This is a genomic window from Salmonella sp. 2020_1395 (assembly GCF_043848115.1).
Lineage (GTDB): Bacteria > Pseudomonadota > Gammaproteobacteria > Enterobacterales > Enterobacteriaceae > Salmonella > Salmonella enterica.
This window is the reverse complement of record NZ_JBCMFH010000015.1, coordinates 84,613-98,822: the sequence shown is the minus strand read 5'-3', so window position 1 is coordinate 98,822 and position 14,210 is coordinate 84,613. Positions and strand designations below refer to the sequence as shown.

At 54.7% G+C, this 14,210-nt stretch carries 19 protein-coding genes and 2 pseudogenes; 3 read left to right on the top strand and 18 right to left on the bottom strand.

The features are described from left to right. The 18 genes and pseudogenes from ACH0WD_RS20030 to ACH0WD_RS19945 form a co-directional block, all read right to left on the bottom strand. A pseudogene (locus ACH0WD_RS20030) lies at positions 1-128 on the bottom strand (phage tail protein); the annotation flags it as partial. Then, a pseudogene (locus ACH0WD_RS20025) lies at positions 110-953 on the bottom strand (phage tail protein); the annotation flags it as partial. The pseudogenes ACH0WD_RS20030 and ACH0WD_RS20025, both read right to left, overlap by 19 nt. Continuing rightward, entirely contained in the window at positions 950-1,561 is a 612-nt protein-coding gene (locus ACH0WD_RS20020; RefSeq protein WP_001285340.1) for a phage tail protein I, read from the bottom strand. The pseudogene ACH0WD_RS20025 and the gene ACH0WD_RS20020, both read right to left, overlap by 4 nt. Further along, positions 1,554-2,462, bottom strand: a complete 909-nt coding sequence (locus ACH0WD_RS20015) for a baseplate assembly protein (RefSeq protein WP_001121473.1) — start codon at positions 2,460-2,462, stop codon at positions 1,554-1,556. Before ACH0WD_RS20015 ends, ACH0WD_RS20020 begins: the two co-directional genes overlap by 8 nt. A gap of 4 nt (positions 2,463-2,466) precedes the next feature. Continuing rightward, the gene (locus tag ACH0WD_RS20010; RefSeq protein ID WP_000127163.1) at positions 2,467-2,814 is read right to left on the bottom strand and encodes a GPW/gp25 family protein; all 348 of its coding nucleotides are present in this window, start codon (positions 2,812-2,814) and stop codon (positions 2,467-2,469) included. Then, positions 2,811-3,446, bottom strand: coding sequence for a phage baseplate assembly protein V (locus ACH0WD_RS20005; RefSeq protein ID WP_001093697.1), 636 nt, complete (start codon positions 3,444-3,446; stop codon positions 2,811-2,813). Before ACH0WD_RS20005 ends, ACH0WD_RS20010 begins: the two co-directional genes overlap by 4 nt. Positions 3,447-3,512: 66 nt before the next feature. Continuing rightward, positions 3,513-3,965 carry a phage virion morphogenesis protein gene (locus ACH0WD_RS20000; protein WP_001001786.1) on the bottom strand — a complete coding sequence of 151 codons (453 nt, stop codon included), beginning with the start codon at positions 3,963-3,965 and terminating at the stop codon, positions 3,513-3,515. Continuing rightward, a complete protein-coding gene (locus tag ACH0WD_RS19995) occupies positions 3,958-4,425 on the bottom strand; it encodes a phage tail protein (RefSeq protein WP_001749231.1) in 468 nt (155 codons plus the stop codon). Before ACH0WD_RS19995 ends, ACH0WD_RS20000 begins: the two co-directional genes overlap by 8 nt. Beyond that, complete coding sequence (gene lysC, locus ACH0WD_RS19990; RefSeq protein ID WP_223228211.1) at positions 4,388-4,651, bottom strand: Rz1-like lysis system protein LysC; 264 nt, start codon at positions 4,649-4,651, stop codon at positions 4,388-4,390. The genes ACH0WD_RS19995 and lysC overlap by 38 nt, the downstream gene beginning before the upstream one ends. Continuing rightward, positions 4,533-4,958 carry an Rz-like lysis system protein LysB gene (gene lysB / locus ACH0WD_RS19985; protein WP_001697717.1) on the bottom strand — a complete coding sequence of 142 codons (426 nt, stop codon included), beginning with the start codon at positions 4,956-4,958 and terminating at the stop codon, positions 4,533-4,535. The genes lysC and lysB overlap by 119 nt, the downstream gene beginning before the upstream one ends. After that, positions 4,946-5,371: a DNZ54_00345 family protein gene (locus tag ACH0WD_RS19980; protein ID WP_001749230.1), complete on the bottom strand. Its 426-nt coding sequence runs from the start codon at positions 5,369-5,371 to the stop codon at positions 4,946-4,948. Before ACH0WD_RS19980 ends, lysB begins: the two co-directional genes overlap by 13 nt. A 14-nt stretch (positions 5,372-5,385) precedes the next feature. Beyond that, a complete protein-coding gene (locus ACH0WD_RS19975; RefSeq protein ID WP_001144101.1) occupies positions 5,386-5,883 on the bottom strand; it encodes a glycoside hydrolase family 104 protein in 498 nt (165 codons plus the stop codon). Beyond that, positions 5,883-6,164 carry a phage holin family protein gene (locus ACH0WD_RS19970; protein ID WP_000123123.1) on the bottom strand — a complete coding sequence of 94 codons (282 nt, stop codon included), beginning with the start codon at positions 6,162-6,164 and terminating at the stop codon, positions 5,883-5,885. The genes ACH0WD_RS19975 and ACH0WD_RS19970 overlap by 1 nt, the downstream gene beginning before the upstream one ends. Positions 6,165-6,167: 3 nt before the next feature. Further along, the gene (locus ACH0WD_RS19965) at positions 6,168-6,371 is read right to left on the bottom strand and encodes a tail protein X (RefSeq protein WP_000846409.1); all 204 of its coding nucleotides are present in this window, start codon (positions 6,369-6,371) and stop codon (positions 6,168-6,170) included. Next, positions 6,371-6,880: a head completion/stabilization protein gene (locus ACH0WD_RS19960; RefSeq protein WP_000988638.1), complete on the bottom strand. Its 510-nt coding sequence runs from the start codon at positions 6,878-6,880 to the stop codon at positions 6,371-6,373. Before ACH0WD_RS19960 ends, ACH0WD_RS19965 begins: the two co-directional genes overlap by 1 nt. A 99-nt stretch (positions 6,881-6,979) precedes the next feature. After that, positions 6,980-7,723 (bottom strand): terminase endonuclease subunit, encoded by a 744-nt coding sequence (locus tag ACH0WD_RS19955; RefSeq protein ID WP_000203444.1) that lies wholly within the window; start codon positions 7,721-7,723, stop codon positions 6,980-6,982. A 3-nt stretch (positions 7,724-7,726) separates the two neighbouring features. Then, the gene (locus ACH0WD_RS19950) at positions 7,727-8,800 is read right to left on the bottom strand and encodes a phage major capsid protein, P2 family (RefSeq protein WP_001248595.1); all 1,074 of its coding nucleotides are present in this window, start codon (positions 8,798-8,800) and stop codon (positions 7,727-7,729) included. Between the two features lie 58 nt (positions 8,801-8,858). After that, positions 8,859-9,713, bottom strand: a complete 855-nt coding sequence (locus tag ACH0WD_RS19945) for a GPO family capsid scaffolding protein (RefSeq protein WP_001074420.1) — start codon at positions 9,711-9,713, stop codon at positions 8,859-8,861. 173 nt (positions 9,714-9,886) lie between these two features. Between ACH0WD_RS19945 and ACH0WD_RS19940 the strand changes: the two genes are divergently transcribed. From ACH0WD_RS19940 to ACH0WD_RS19930, 3 genes are all read left to right on the top strand, one after another. After that, complete coding sequence (locus tag ACH0WD_RS19940) at positions 9,887-11,659, top strand: terminase ATPase subunit family protein (RefSeq protein ID WP_000156861.1); 1,773 nt, start codon at positions 9,887-9,889, stop codon at positions 11,657-11,659. Further along, positions 11,659-12,693 (top strand): phage portal protein, encoded by a 1,035-nt coding sequence (locus tag ACH0WD_RS19935; RefSeq protein ID WP_000038188.1) that lies wholly within the window; start codon positions 11,659-11,661, stop codon positions 12,691-12,693. Before ACH0WD_RS19940 ends, ACH0WD_RS19935 begins: the two co-directional genes overlap by 1 nt. Before the next feature lie 373 nt (positions 12,694-13,066). After that, positions 13,067-14,209, top strand: coding sequence for a DUF262 domain-containing protein (locus tag ACH0WD_RS19930; protein WP_000351260.1), 1,143 nt, complete (start codon positions 13,067-13,069; stop codon positions 14,207-14,209). Position 14,210: the final 1 nt, after the last annotated feature.

Genomic DNA, 14,210 nt, shown 5'->3' with positions numbered 1-14,210 from the left:
CCGCCCAGTGTGTTATTAGTATTCACGCCGAAGGAAGATGTCTGTGGCAGGGTTAACTTCCCGTTCATCTCATCGCCAGTTTTCTGGACTGCGCCCGCAGCCAGATTTATCGTTTCGCCTAAACCAAGGTATGCGAGAAGACCGGCAACATCCTTTCCACTCAAATGAGTCAGCGTATTGTCCAGCGGTTGTTTACCTGCCAGCGCATTGTTAATGGTGGTGCTGAATTTCGGGTCATTGTTAATGGCCGCGGCAATTTCTTTCAGTGTGTCCAGCGTGGCTGGCGCGCCGTTAATCAGAGCGGTAATAGCAGCCTGAACAAACTCAGTGGTCGCAATCCGCGTGGTGTTATTTCCTGCGGCAGGCGTCGGCGCTTTTGGTTCTCCGGTAAATGTCGGATTATGTTTCTGCGCATACTGGGTATGAGGGTCCTGTGCGGCAATGTGTTTGCTCATCTGGTCATCCACATACAGCCTTAATTCCAGGACTTCATCATCCACGTATTTACGGGTCGCCAGTACCACCGACGGGTCGATTTTCAGCGTGATAGCTTCGGTATTCGTGACAACCAGAATCATGCGGATAGTCTGGGTACGACCACTGCCTTCCTGCAACTGCGGTTTGTACGTTTCCGGGCAGTTCGCCACCGCAATGAGTACGCCTTCATCATCATAAAGCCCAATCTCACGGATCCAGAATCCGCCCTCGTTCTCAGGGATGATTTGCTCCGCAATAATCTGGCTCTGGTTGTTCGGGTCAACACTCAGAAGATTCAGCGGCGCGATGCGTTTCTGGTTAATCAGTTTTGTCTGTGCCGGGTCTGGTGTCGGCAAGACACCATTCGCATCACCAACGGCCATTTGCGTCAGATTCAGCTTACTGCCGAGCATCGTCGCGTTAGCCAGCCGTGCTGCGCCCTGATTAGTCAGAATGGCGTAGTATTTCACTGTCATGCGTTTACTCTCAGGTTATCAATTAAATGAATGGCCGAGGCCGGGAAATAATCCCCTCCGACAATAATGGCCTCCGGGGTGTAGGGATAAACCGTCAGGGCGTCGCCGTGATAGCATCCCGCACCGGCAAAAATGTTGCCGGTTGTACTTAAACTGATAGCCAGTCCCGTCAGATGGCGGCTTGCCGGTTTTGCATCAGCAACGAGGCGCTCCAGCTCCTGATACATTTCCTCGGTAATACCCTGCTCAAGCACGCCAACAACGATACGGAACGTCCCCGGCTCCTCGTTGAGCTGCCACCACTCCCTCACCTCAATCAGATAGCCGAGCGGCTCCACCACACGCCGGATTGCGCCTATAGTGCCCTTATGGCAGTGAATGAAATACGCATCGCGGATAACAGCGCGTTTTGTCGCTTCCGGCCACTTATCATCCCAGCGGTCAACCGAAAATGACCACGCCAGCCACGGCAGCAGATTTGCCGGGCAGGTGTCCGGGTTCCACAGCTCACGAATACTGACCGGCGTTTTTTCAATTTCCGCACAGGCTTTTGCGGCGGCAACTTCAAGCGGCGATGAGCCGGTTGGCAGCAGGCGCGAATCACTCATCCGAGCCTCCGGTCACGACGCGGTATTCAGTACAGAAAGACGCCTGCGTATTGTTGAGCACGATGTCGGCCAGCGGTGCAGCCAGTTCGACACGCTGCACGCCTTCCACATGCAAAGCGGCATAAATGGCAGACAGACGGATATCGCGCCCCAGCCGGTGCTGTGCCGTGATATACGCTTCCAGTTTTTTCACGGCGGCGGCGCGGATGGGTTCGCTTTCTGGACCAGGGTAAAGATACAGCGTGGCGTTTATCTGGTATTCAACGATGGCGGCAGACTGCACGGTCACACGGTCAGCCACCGGCCTGACGTCCTCGCCATTAAGGGCGTTACGCACCACGGCCAGCAGGTCTTCGGATGCGACACCGTTATTTTCACGTGACAGCACAGAGATAGTGACGCAGGCCGGAGACGGACTGGTGACAGAGATATCCGCGACACGCCCGTCGGCACTGCGGCCATGATACTGATAGGCACCCACCGACCCGGCGACGCTTAAACCTTCAAACGCCTGCTGAATACGCAGACGATAATCGGTGTCAGATTCCATCACTGCCGGTGTCGGCGGGATAGTCGAATCATCTGCCGGAGTGATAATCAGGCGCGTGGTGTTGTAATTGGCACCAATCACATCAAGGTCATTACCGGCTGCACAGGCCAGCATCACAGCCCGTGCGGCCTCATTCACACGCTGACGCCAGATAAGCTCACGATAAGCATTTTCCTCCAGCAGTTTGACGAGAGGCTCAGATTCCAGCGTCAGGGTACGGGCGACCGCCTCCTGCTGGTCTTCCGGGTAAAGGGAAATCAGTGTCGCCTTGCGTTCGGCGAGAATGGTTTCAAAGTCCAGCTCCTCGACCACATCCGGTGCGGGTAGCTGGTTCAGGTCGATAATCGGCATGGTTTCAACTCACAGGGATGGTTAACGAAAGTGGCTGGCCGGTGTCGTTGTGCTGACCGGTTAACGTGACCGTCATTCGCCCGTCAAAACTGCGCGCCGTGGTGACGGATGACAGGGTGACGCGGGGTTCCCATTTCAGCACTGCCATGTAACAGGCGACCTTAATCTGCAACTCAAGCGCCGGAGTCTGCGGCTGGTCAATCATTGACGCCAGCAACGAGCCGTAATCACGACGCATCACCCGTGAGCCGACCGGTGTGCGCAGGATATCGCCGATACTCTGGCTGATATGCTCAAGGTCAGTGACCGTCAGGCCATCACTGCGATTCATTCCGAGATAACGCGCTGTCATAAAGGACTCCCGGTTGTGCCGCCGCTGTCGCCGGGGTGTTTGTGGGTATGCAGTACCTTACCGTTTGATGAGAGTTCACCGCCGGTGTGTTCAATGTTGCCGCGCATCGTCCCGCCCTTCTGCACTTCCAGCGTGCCGGTAGTCAGTTTGTTAGTGCAGACCACTTCCGGTGTGTCCAGAGTGACACGGGTTGACGCTTTCACCGTGACCACCGGTACCGTGGCAGTAACAGAATCAGAAGCCGTCACGCTGGCCGTTTTAATTCCGCTTACCGTGAGTGCACTGGTTTCGGGTTCATATTCAATCACCGCCCCGTCAGGGAAACGGATATGCAGGGCATCCGCCGACGCAGACGGCGCGGGGTTATCGCCGGAATAAATCCCCGGCAGAACAAACGCCGTGTCAAGTTCACCGCCCACGGCCAGAATCAGCACCTGCTCCCCCACGGAAGGTGCCCACCATGTGCGCGAACGCCCGGCACGACAGGTCAGCCACTGAAGCCAGTCGGTGCACATGCCGCCGGTCTGCACACGGCAGCGACCGGCGTTAAGGTCGGTTTCGACGATAATGCCGGTGCGTATCATGTTGCGCAGTGCGCGCGCGAGTTCCTGAATATTTGCGAGAGTGTTCATAACGGGAAGGATGCCGCCGGGTCATACCGGCGGCAATGTGACGATGAGGTGTCGGGAATGGCACAACTAACGGTCGAGGTGAGCCAGGATAATCTCTTCAATCATCTGCACATCCTCACCGGTAAAGCCGAGCAGAGGACGCGCCGGATAATCAATTTTCTTACCGTCTTTCCGGGTTTCTTCCGACAGACCGAACTGATGCACACTGGCGATTTTCGGTGACTTCCCGCCGTAAAACTCCATTGATGCCTGTTCCGGGCTGGCGCGGATATGCAAAAAACGACTGGTGATAAGTTTCGCAAACATTTTTCGCTTAACACGACCAGTCTTTTTTCTGGCGCTCTGCTGCTGGCGTGGCGCGTAGGGTGTGCCGTCCGGGGCTTTCTGAGCCATCACCCGACGCTGCTGACTCTGCCGCAGACGTTTCGCCAGTTCGGCACTCAGTCGCCGACGCCCTGACGGTGACAGCGACTCAATCAGTCCGGTCAGCCGGTCTTCAAAACGCTTAAACTCATTCATCCCACTTGCTCACCAGTTCGCCATTGATATACAGCTCCATCGGGCGGGTGACCGGCTCCGGCGGCGAAGGTTCCGGGATATTCTTCACATGCAGCGCGCCGTCCACCTCACTGACCAGCGTGCGCTCGGTCAGCATCAGGCTGATGCTGATATCAAAGCTGCTGTCATTGTTGATGTCTGCATAAAACGTGAAGCCCTTTTTCTGGCCTTCGTCGGTGGTCATGATGTCGGGCTGATTTTCCCGCAGCCACGCCAGCACCGGCACGATGAGCAGGTCAAAATCACCGGTAAAGTCGGTCACAATGACATTGAGCGTGTAACGCTTTTCAAATGACAACGACGCCGCCAGTGTGGAGGCAATACTCCCGTTATCCACGAATATCCGCAGCATCTCGGGACTGGTTTTCAGCACCGTGACGGCATCAGTCAGCGCCCTGCGCAGGCTGTCGGGTTTGAGCATCGTTTTCGTCCTGACAGTGTTTAATCATTTTTACCTGGCTGGCACAGCGTGCCAGCGCGTTCTCAAGCTGCCGGATATCGGCACTTAAATCGCCGTTCGTCTGCGGGTCACTGCCCGGCATCGGGCAAAGACTCACTTTCGGGCAGGCGTTGGCGACAATCACTGGCGTCGGTGCAGGCCGGACGCTGGTGCAACCGGCGCACAGCATCAGGCAGGTCAGCGCCATACCAGCGGCGAAAATCCTCGTTTTCATTCAGTAACCTCGTGATGGTTTTCTCGCGCTGTGCTTCACGCTTCGCGGCGTTTTCCAGTTCCTGACGCAGTGCCACCTGCGCCAGCTCGTTTTTGTCTGCCCTGGTGATGGCAACATGAAGCTGATTTTTCAGCATGGTGATGGTCGCCTGCTGTTCACTGGCGACGTTATTCGCCCTGTCCAGCGAGGCGCGCAGGCTGGCGTTTTCATGCTTCGCCAGAAACAGCCCCGCCACCGCCAGCGATAACAACACAACCAGCACAGTCATCAGCTTTGACATGGTTCCCGCCCCTCAAAACGCTGACGGCAGGCCGTACGTACCAACCGGAAGAACAGCGACGCCATGAGATAAATCAGCGCGGTAAAAATCCACCCGGCAGCAATCAGCGAGACAAACGTCGCCACCATCACCACCAGAGCCGTCGCCCGTCTGCGCCACGGCACCGGCTGCAAAAACAGCGACGAGACAATCTTCACGGCCAGCGATTCCGGTGGCTGCTCCCGCCCGTAGAGTTCCAGTACATACTCCGTGGCATACACGCCGACACCACCGGCAACCACACAGATAACCGTCGCCAGAATCGCCCAGGCGGCGACAAAACTGACGGCCACGCTCTGCGGGTAAATCAGGGACAGTGCCAGCATCAGCGTCAGCGACACATTCAGCATCAGTGAAAGGGATAATTTCTTCATGGTGTTTACTCCGTTTAAGCCGGTACACCGCCAGCGGTACGCCAGACGGTGACCAGTTTTTCCAGTGAATGCTCACGCTGACCGTAACCGGCACCCGGCAGGGACGCCCAGATATTGCGACAGCGTGAAATGGCGCGCTCAATGCGTCCCGCCCGGATGTCATCCAGTGCACCGCGTTCGCGGATCAACTGAATGGCGAGCCTGTCCTGTGACAACGGACTGAAATCCGGCAGGGCAAGCTGTTTGCGGTAGTGCGGCCAGAACAGGTAAAGCTGCTGATAGCGACCGGAGGCCGTGGATTTTTCACCGCGACGGTTAAACACCTTCGCCGGTCGGCCATGCGCGAACGGGTGGTCACTGTAGTCAGTGAAAATTTCCGGCTTCCCGTCCAGTCCGGTGACTATCACGTCATAGCCCCGGTTTTTCGTCAGCGGATGATTCGCCGTCCCTTCGGACACGGCCAGCATGTCGAGAAAGGCCGCGATATTCTGATGCGTGTTAATTACCGGCATTACGGTTTCCCCCTGCCCTTAAAACGGCGCTGAATGGCAATCTCAATCACCTGATAACCGGCGATACCCAGCATGGAGCCGATACCGCACACCGCAGGCAGTGACAGGTCAGGAAACTGCACCAGAACAACACCGGCAACCATCGAGACAAAACCACCGAGCAACATGCGCCCGATAAACAGACGCGGGGTGATGGGTTCACCACCGGCAAGCACCTTGCCGACAACAATCAGCACCCCAATCATGAAAAGCGACAGGACGCTTTTTTCTTCTGCTGTCATGCGTTACTCCCACAGATTGACAGTTTCAGCCACGGGCGCGGTCTGAACGTCGGGCAGTTCGACGGCGGTGCCATGCGGCAGCACCGCACCCAGTTCAGCCAGTCCCGGATTTGCGGCGAGCACGGTCTCAACCACGCCCTCAGTGCGCCCGTAATACCGGACACAGATGGCGTCGAGCGTGTCGCCCTGTAGCGCAAAGGTCTTCATCAGATTTGACTCACGATGCAGCGCGGCTTGTCCTGGATACGCGCCACCGCCCAGCGCATATCCCGCCACAGTTCATCAATGGTGCTGTCAATGCTGTCAGCCTTCTTGTCGCCTTTCGAACTGGCATCCACGCCGCGGTAACGCTCATAAAGCGACGCGGTCGCCATCGCACACACGGCGCGCTCGTAGTAAAAAACTTTGATGCTTTCACCGTCGATGTCGTCCGCCGGGACGTCCGCCAGACGCGTAAAACCGGCGGCAATTTTCTGTTCGCGGTACTCGTACAGCTCCGCATTTGTTTCCGCCATGCCTGACTTGATGGCCTCACGCAGACGGGCGGGGGCGACGGTCTGCTCAAGGCGCATACGTTCCCGGACGCGCTTCGGGTCGATATCGGGAAAAAAGAACGTGTTTTTAATCACCGGCTCGTCGCCTGCCGGTTGCGGGATGACCACCGTACCCTCACCGGACACGGGAGCCTCCTTTCGCGGAATAATCAGCGTCATCATGACTACCTCAGAAAAGTCGGGCGGTGGACGCCGGTACAGCGTCAGGTGATTCACCCACACTGACCGGCGTGCCGCCCTGGCGCGGGGCGCATTCGGTTGTTAACTGGCTTTCTTTTTCGGGCGTCCACGTTTTGCCGGTGTCACGCTCCGGGTCTTACGCGGGGCGCGGGTGGCCGCTTTGGGCTGCGGCTCCGGCTTCGGTTTCAGCTCCCGCTCCAGTCGTTCAATCTCTTTTTTGACGCCTGCCTGACAGTCGAGCTGTGTCGCACGTTGCAGGTGAGCCAGCGCACCGGCGGCATCACCACCGTCACGCAGAAACAGACCGGTGATTTTGTGCAGCTTTGCGCGCACTTCATCAGGCATGTCAGCCGTGGCGGTCAGTTCAAGGGTGTCCGTCAGCAGGCGGGTATCCACAGACTCACCGGCAGCGTGAGCGCGCATGGCCGCAAGCGCTACCTCCTCGGTGAACATGTACGGCGGGGTACGGCGGTGTTTACCCGGCATGGTCAGACCGTACTTCAGGGCATAACGGGCAATCTCCAGCGCACCGGCAATATCGCCGGTATCCAGACGCCACAGCATGACCGTCATCAGAATGTCATCCTGTGCACCTTTGCCCTGCTCCAGCACGCCGTTCACCCACGGCAACCAGAACGGCAGCAGTTCGCGTTTTTTCGCGGCCTTCAGCTCTTTTGAATAAATCGCTTTCAGTGTGCGCTGGTCTGCGGCGAGCTTAACCAGCATCTGCTCATAGACAGTTGCATGTCGCAGCGGGGCGGCTTCCCGCTGCGCGGTCATCGCTGCCGAGACCCGCATCATGTGGCGCTGTGCGGGACTCGTCATCGGTTACGCTCCCGGCTCTGCGGTCGCTTTAGCCAGTGTGGAGAAATCACCGACCTTAATTTTTTCCACCAGACAACCGGCGGCGTAGTCTTCCACCACGTAATCAATGTTCATTGACTCGTAGTTCTCCACGCGGTCGAGTTTCGGGTTTTCCTCAATCACGCGGCGATGGCTGTCATCCATGTAGTAGATGGACAGGTTTTCCAGCTTCGTGATGAGCATCGCATCCGCCGGGAAGTACGGGACGCGTACCGCTGGCAGGTTACCGATGCGTTTCTGGCTGATGATGACGTCAGCGGCCAGCATTTCGCTGTTGTCCTGCTCCTTGTTAACGATGGGGAAATACTTGTCCGCCAGTAACTGACGTCCCACTATCACCACAAGGTCAGGGTCTTCCTGATACCACGGTTCGATCAGATTGTTGGTCGCATCCATCACCAGTGCATCAAGGCTGGCATAATCACCGCCCTTACCCACGCGGATGACCTCAGAGGTCGTGTGACCTTCCTCGTCAGTGACCTTGCTCATCACGCGCGCCGGGGCTTCATTGCGGTATTTCTGCAGCCAGCCGACCGCCACATCCTGCAGCATCGGATTACTGTTGCGGTCAGAGGTTTCGGCACGCTTCACGCCGTTAAAACCGGCCATGATGAAATCAAGGGACTGGCGTTTGATAATGGCGTTACGGATACGGAGCTGGAAATCCTGATAACGCGCCCACAGGTCCAGCGTTTTGTAGCGGATATAAAAATCGAAGTTAACCTGGTCGCATTCGTACTTGTTGGACGCCAGCTTCGAGAAGTCCTTCGGCTGACGCTCGGTGCCACCGGCGGTGTCGGTGGTGCTGGCGATGGAGCCGGTGACACCGATACCAATTTTTTCCCCTTTCATTTCGCTGACCGGCACAATGTTGATGCGGGTCAGAAAGTCAGAGGACTCCTGCATGGTGTTCATCAGGGTCTGGGTGACCGACGGTTCAACGGTGAATTTTTTCGACACATCACCGGCGTCGATGCCGTTCAGTTCGGCAACACGGGACAGGTAGGCATTAAATTTAAAGCGGGTTTCCTGGCGCATAGTTTTTCCTGAAATTAAGGGTTAATCGTGAAGGTTTTCCCGGACTGACTGACGCCGGTCAGCAGTTCGTCATCAGGGCGTCACCGCCACCGCCGGTGGCTTTACTGCGGCGCTGCTGGGTCAGACTTTCGGTGTGGTCGAGACTGTTTTTCAGGCGGGTGAATGCCTGACTGGTTTCATCCGCCCTGTCAGTCACATCCTGCTTAAGTGCGGAAAAGGCGGTTTCCATCTCAGCAAGGCGCTGCTCAGTGGCGCTCAGTTTTTCCTGCACATGTTCAGCAACAGCGGTCACCGCTTCATGCACGTCATTCAGACGGGCGTCATCGCTGGCCTGTTTGCGGCCAAAAATGGATTTCACCTTTTCGGTCAGGGCGGTGAACACGGTTTCAGGCAGGTCTTCAAATTCCAGCTCAACAGGCGTTGCCACTGAAATCAGGTTTTCAGGGCTTAATTTGAAGCGGTTCAGGGGGTTGTGTTTTGCCGTGCGGCAGAATTCCAGGTATTCCGTGCCGAGGCTTGCCGGGTCATCGGTGACGGCCAGACCCACCAGATAACATTTGCCTGTATTGGCAAAGTTCGGCTGAATTTCCATTGAGGTATAGACCTTCTGCGCGGCCTTGTTCATCGCGATAAGGTCATCGGTCGGGGTGATTTTCGCAAACAGCGCCCATTTGCCTTTCAGCGCCGAATCATCGTCAATCTTTTCGGCCTTCAGTTCGACCACATCGCCATAACGCTTAAAAATACCGTCAGGCAGGATGCCGCGCAGATGTTCCAGGTTAATGCGGCAACCATAGACTCGCGGGTCAAAGGTTTCGGCCATTTCCTGAATATCCTGCGCACTGATGACACGCCCGTCACAGGTGTCACCCTCAACGCCGATACGAAAGAATTTTGATGCTTTTTTTGCCATTGTCAGGAGTCCTGAATAGTGATTAGAGGAGTCACATGTCGGCATCAGTTTCCCGACGATGCGCATCCTCCGCCATCAGTCCCGGATGGCTTATCACTGACACAACAGCACCTTAGCGAATCGCGGGGCGCGACTCAGTAGCCTTGCCGTGTATTCATCACGGCGAGGTATTCATGACCATCACCACAGACACCACTCTTTTACACGACCCGCGTCGTCAGGCGGCGCTGCTGTACTGGCAGGGGTTTTCCGTGCCGCAGATTGCCGCCATGTTGCAGATGAAACGCCCGACGGTGCAGAGCTGGAAACAGCGCGACGGCTGGGACAGCGTTGCCCCCATCAGCCGTGTCGAAATGAGCCTGGAAGCGCGGCTGACCCAGCTCATCATCAAACCGCAGAAAACCGGCGGTGACTTCAAGGAAATTGACCTTCTGGGACGCCAGATTGAACGACTGGCACGGGTAAACCGTTACAGTCAGACCGGCAACGAGGCAGACCTTAATCCGAACGTCGCTAACCGCAACAAAGGCGGGCGTCGCAAACCGAAAAAGAATTTTTTCAGTGACGAGGCCATCGAAAAGCTGGAGCAGATTTTCTTTGAGCAGTCTTTCGACTATCAGTTGCACTGGTATCGCGCCGGGCTTGAGCACCGCATCCGCGATATCCTGAAATCCCGCCAGATTGGCGCGACGTTTTATTTTTCCCGCGAGGCGCTGCTGCGTGCCCTGAAAACCGGTCATAACCAGATTTTTCTGTCGGCCAGTAAAACGCAGGCGTATGTATTCCGCGAATACATCATCGCCTTTGCCCGGCTGGTTGACGTTGACCTGACCGGTGACCCGATTGTCCTGGGCAATAACGGCGCAAAACTGATTTTTCTCGGCACCAACTCCAACACCGCGCAGAGCCATAACGGCGACCTGTACGTCGACGAGATTTTCTGGATCCCGAATTTTCAGGTACTGCGTAAGGTGGCATCAGGTATGGCCTCACAGAGTCACCTGCGCTCGACCTATTTCTCCACCCCGTCCACGCTGGCGCACGACGCCTACCCGTTCTGGTCGGGTGAACTGTTCAACCGGGGACGCGCCAGCGCCGCTGAACGCGTGGAGATCGACGTCAGTCATAACGCCCTTGCCGGAGGGCTTCTCTGTGCGGACGGTCAGTGGCGGCAGATTGTCACCATTGAGGACGCCCTGAAAGGCGGCTGCACGCTGTTCGACATTGAACAGCTCAAACGCGAAAACAGCGCCGACGATTTTAAAAACCTGTTCATGTGTGAATTTGTTGACGACAAGGCGTCGGTGTTCCCGTTCGAGGAGCTGCAACGCTGCATGGTCGACACGCTGGAAGAATGGGAAGACTATGCGCCGTTTGCCGCCAATCCGTTCGGCTCACGTCCGGTATGGATTGGTTACGACCCGTCACACCGTGGCGACAGCGCCGGATGCGTGGTACTGGCACCGCCGGTGGTGGCCGGTGGCAAATTCAGAATACTTGAGCGTCACCAGTGGAAAGGCATGGACTTTGCCACCCAGGCGGAATCCATCCGCAAACTCACCGAAAAATACAACGTCGAATACATCGGTATTGATGCCACCGGCCTCGGTGTCGGCGTGTTCCAGCTCGTGCGCTCGTTCTATCCCGCCGCGCGCGACATCCGCTACACGCCGGAAATGAAAACCGCAATGGTGCTCAAGGCAAAAGACGTCATCCGCCGTGGCTGTCTGGAATATGACGTCAGCGCCACCGACATCACCAGCTCGTTTATGGCTATCCGCAAGACCATGACCAGCAGCGGACGCAGCGCCACCTATGAGGCCAGCCGCAGCGAGGAAGCCAGCCACGCCGACCTCGCCTGGGCGACCATGCATGCCCTGTTAAATGAGCCACTCACCGCCGGTATCAGCACCCCGCTGACATCCACCATTCTGGAGTTTTACTGATGAGCAAGAAAAAAGGGAAAACACCGCAGCCAGCGGTGAAAACAATGACCGCCAGCGCCCCGAAAATGGAGGCATTCACCTTTGGTGAGCCGGTGCCGGTACTCGACCGCCGTGACATTCTGGATTACGTCGAGTGCATCAGTAACGGCAGATGGTATGAGCCGCCGGTCAGCTTTACCGGTCTGGCAAAAAGCCTGCGTGCTGCCGTGCATCACAGCTCACCGATTTACGTCAAACGCAATATTCTGGCCTCGACATTTATCCCGCATCCGTGGCTTTCACAACAGGATTTCAGCCGCTTTGTGCTGGATTTTCTGGTGTTCGGTAATGCGTTTCTGGAAAAGCGTTACAGCACCACCGGTAAGGTCATCAGACTGGAAACCTCACCGGCAAAATATACCCGCCGTGGGGTGGAAGAGGATGTTTACTGGTGGGTGCCGTCCTTCAACGAACCGACAGCCTTCGCGCCCGGCTCCGTGTTTCACCTGCTGGAGCCGGATATTAATCAGGAGTTGTACGGCCTGCCGGAATATCTCAGCGCCCTTAATTCTGCCTGGCTGAATGAGTCGGCCACGCTGTTCCGCCGAAAGTATTACGAAAATGGCGCACATGCCGGATACATCATGTACGTCACCGATGCCGTGCAGGATCGCAACGATATCGAAATGCTTCGCGAAAACATGGTTAAGTCGAAAGGCCGCAATAACTTTAAAAATCTGTTTCTCTATGCCCCGCAGGGGAAAGCCGACGGCATTAAAATTATCCCGCTCAGTGAAGTGGCGACGAAGGACGATTTTTTTAATATCAAAAAAGCCAGCGCCGCTGACCTGCTGGACGCACACCGCATCCCCTTTCAGTTGATGGGGGGCAAGCCGGAGAACGTCGGGTCGCTGGGTGATATTGAGAAAGTGGCAAAGGTCTTTGTCCGCAATGAGCTTATCCCGTTACAGGACAGGATCCGCGAGATAAACGGCTGGCTCGGTCAGGAGGTCATCCGCTTTAAAAACTACTCACTGGACACTGACAACGGCTGAACATCGCCGCCTGCGGGCGGCTTTTTTACAGCACGTCATCACGCCCTCACACGCTCACCACCGCACAAAACACCCCGCAGACACACCAACGCCCCAGCAGGCCAAGTAAACACCTTCACGACGCGCTCAGACGCTGAAAAAATAAAATCAGCACCACCGCCAGCGCGCAGTGCTTTCCCCGCCTCGCCCGCCCGCTTCATGGGGCGTTTTTAATGCAGTTGCATGAACACTCCAAGAGCACACCATCGCTAGTGATAACTAACAATAAAAGCGACTTCTGACGCATGCAAATCCATGCACATGATGGCATTTTTCATGATCTATGCGGTATGCTATCCGCTTCAATTTTTAACACTTGTTAAGGGAGCTAGACATGGACATTATTGATTTAAAATCTCAACTAGAAAATGAAGATAATGCCAAGAAAAGAGCAGAGTTGCTTGCTCAGCTAGAGGTGATAAAGCAAAACGCTGAAGAGCAAATTCGTGCTGAGCAAAAGGATGTGGATTTTGAGACCAAAGAATTTACCGTTGAGTTATTAGTTAATAAGTATCATAGCGGATTAGAGGATGATACTAACGAACTCTTTGTTCCTGATTATCAAAGGGATTTTGTTTGGAGTGAAAAAAGACAATCAAGATTGATAGAGTCTTTGATTTTGGGTTTTCCTATACCATATATATTTACAGCAGATGTTCTCTCCGAAGATCCCGATTTAGATGGGCGAATTGAGATTGTTGATGGCTCACAGCGAGTTAGGACTATACACGCTTTTATCCAAAATGAATTAGTTTTACAAGATCTGAAATCTTTAGACGCCCTTAATGGTTTCAAATTCCAAGATTTACCATTATCACGTCAACGTCGTTTCATGAGAATTCCTGTCCGCGTTATAGAATTGAGTTCTAAATGCAATGAAGAAACCCGTAGAGATCTTTTTGAACGTATTAACTCTGGCAGCGATATATTGAAAGATATGGAAGTCCGTAAAGGATCAGAACTTGGTTCAACAAATTTATATACACAGGTTATTAAGCCATGCTCAACAATACCTAAATTTAAAGAATTAGCACCTTTATCTCAGACTAAAGAAAAACGAGATGAACGGTTAGAATTTACATTAAGATTCTTTGCCTACTTAGATAAGTACAAGAACTTTGATCATTCCGTACGGGATTTTCTAAATGACTATATGTTAGAAAATCGAGATATAGACGAAACTAAACAAAACTCAATGAAACAAGAGTTTGCTAATGTTCTATCTTTTGTTGATAACTATTTCCCAGCAGGATTCAAGAAAACTATTACTGCAAAATCTACACCTCGAGTTAGATTCGAATCTCTCGCTGTTGGCGCAGCACTTGCATTACGTGAAATCCCTGACCTTGTTCCCAAGAACTTGGATTGGCTAAGCTCAGAAGAATTCAAACGATTGACCACTTCAGACGGAGCTAATAGTCGCGTGAAGGTAATTGAACGAATTGAATATGTTCGGGATAAATTATTAGAGGATTAAC

Excerpts from the sequence above, each read along its gene's own strand:
- ACH0WD_RS20020 (WP_001285340.1), bottom strand. The coding sequence starts at position 1,561 with ATGAGTGATTCGCGCCTGCTGCCAACCGGCTCATCGCCGCTTGAAGTT.
- ACH0WD_RS20015 (WP_001121473.1), bottom strand. The coding sequence starts at position 2,462 with ATGCCGATTATCGACCTGAACCAGCTACCCGCACCGGATGTGGTCGAG.
- ACH0WD_RS20010 (WP_000127163.1), bottom strand. The coding sequence starts at position 2,814 with ATGACAGCGCGTTATCTCGGAATGAATCGCAGTGATGGCCTGACGGTC.
- ACH0WD_RS20005 (WP_001093697.1), bottom strand. The coding sequence starts at position 3,446 with ATGAACACTCTCGCAAATATTCAGGAACTCGCGCGCGCACTGCGCAAC.
- ACH0WD_RS20000 (WP_001001786.1), bottom strand. The coding sequence starts at position 3,965 with ATGAATGAGTTTAAGCGTTTTGAAGACCGGCTGACCGGACTGATTGAG.
- ACH0WD_RS19995 (WP_001749231.1), bottom strand. The coding sequence starts at position 4,425 with ATGCTCAAACCCGACAGCCTGCGCAGGGCGCTGACTGATGCCGTCACG.
- lysC (WP_223228211.1), bottom strand. The coding sequence starts at position 4,651 with ATGGCGCTGACCTGCCTGATGCTGTGCGCCGGTTGCACCAGCGTCCGG.
- lysB (WP_001697717.1), bottom strand. The coding sequence starts at position 4,958 with ATGTCAAAGCTGATGACTGTGCTGGTTGTGTTGTTATCGCTGGCGGTG.
- ACH0WD_RS19980 (WP_001749230.1), bottom strand. The coding sequence starts at position 5,371 with ATGAAGAAATTATCCCTTTCACTGATGCTGAATGTGTCGCTGACGCTG.
- ACH0WD_RS19975 (WP_001144101.1), bottom strand. The coding sequence starts at position 5,883 with ATGCCGGTAATTAACACGCATCAGAATATCGCGGCCTTTCTCGACATG.
- ACH0WD_RS19970 (WP_000123123.1), bottom strand. The coding sequence starts at position 6,164 with ATGACAGCAGAAGAAAAAAGCGTCCTGTCGCTTTTCATGATTGGGGTG.
- ACH0WD_RS19965 (WP_000846409.1), bottom strand. The coding sequence starts at position 6,371 with ATGAAGACCTTTGCGCTACAGGGCGACACGCTCGACGCCATCTGTGTC.
- ACH0WD_RS19960 (WP_000988638.1), bottom strand. The coding sequence starts at position 6,880 with ATGATGACGCTGATTATTCCGCGAAAGGAGGCTCCCGTGTCCGGTGAG.
- ACH0WD_RS19955 (WP_000203444.1), bottom strand. The coding sequence starts at position 7,723 with ATGACGAGTCCCGCACAGCGCCACATGATGCGGGTCTCGGCAGCGATG.
- ACH0WD_RS19950 (WP_001248595.1), bottom strand. The coding sequence starts at position 8,800 with ATGCGCCAGGAAACCCGCTTTAAATTTAATGCCTACCTGTCCCGTGTT.
- ACH0WD_RS19945 (WP_001074420.1), bottom strand. The coding sequence starts at position 9,713 with ATGGCAAAAAAAGCATCAAAATTCTTTCGTATCGGCGTTGAGGGTGAC.
- ACH0WD_RS19940 (WP_000156861.1), top strand. The coding sequence starts at position 9,887 with ATGACCATCACCACAGACACCACTCTTTTACACGACCCGCGTCGTCAG.
- ACH0WD_RS19935 (WP_000038188.1), top strand. The coding sequence starts at position 11,659 with ATGAGCAAGAAAAAAGGGAAAACACCGCAGCCAGCGGTGAAAACAATG.
- ACH0WD_RS19930 (WP_000351260.1), top strand. The coding sequence starts at position 13,067 with ATGGACATTATTGATTTAAAATCTCAACTAGAAAATGAAGATAATGCC.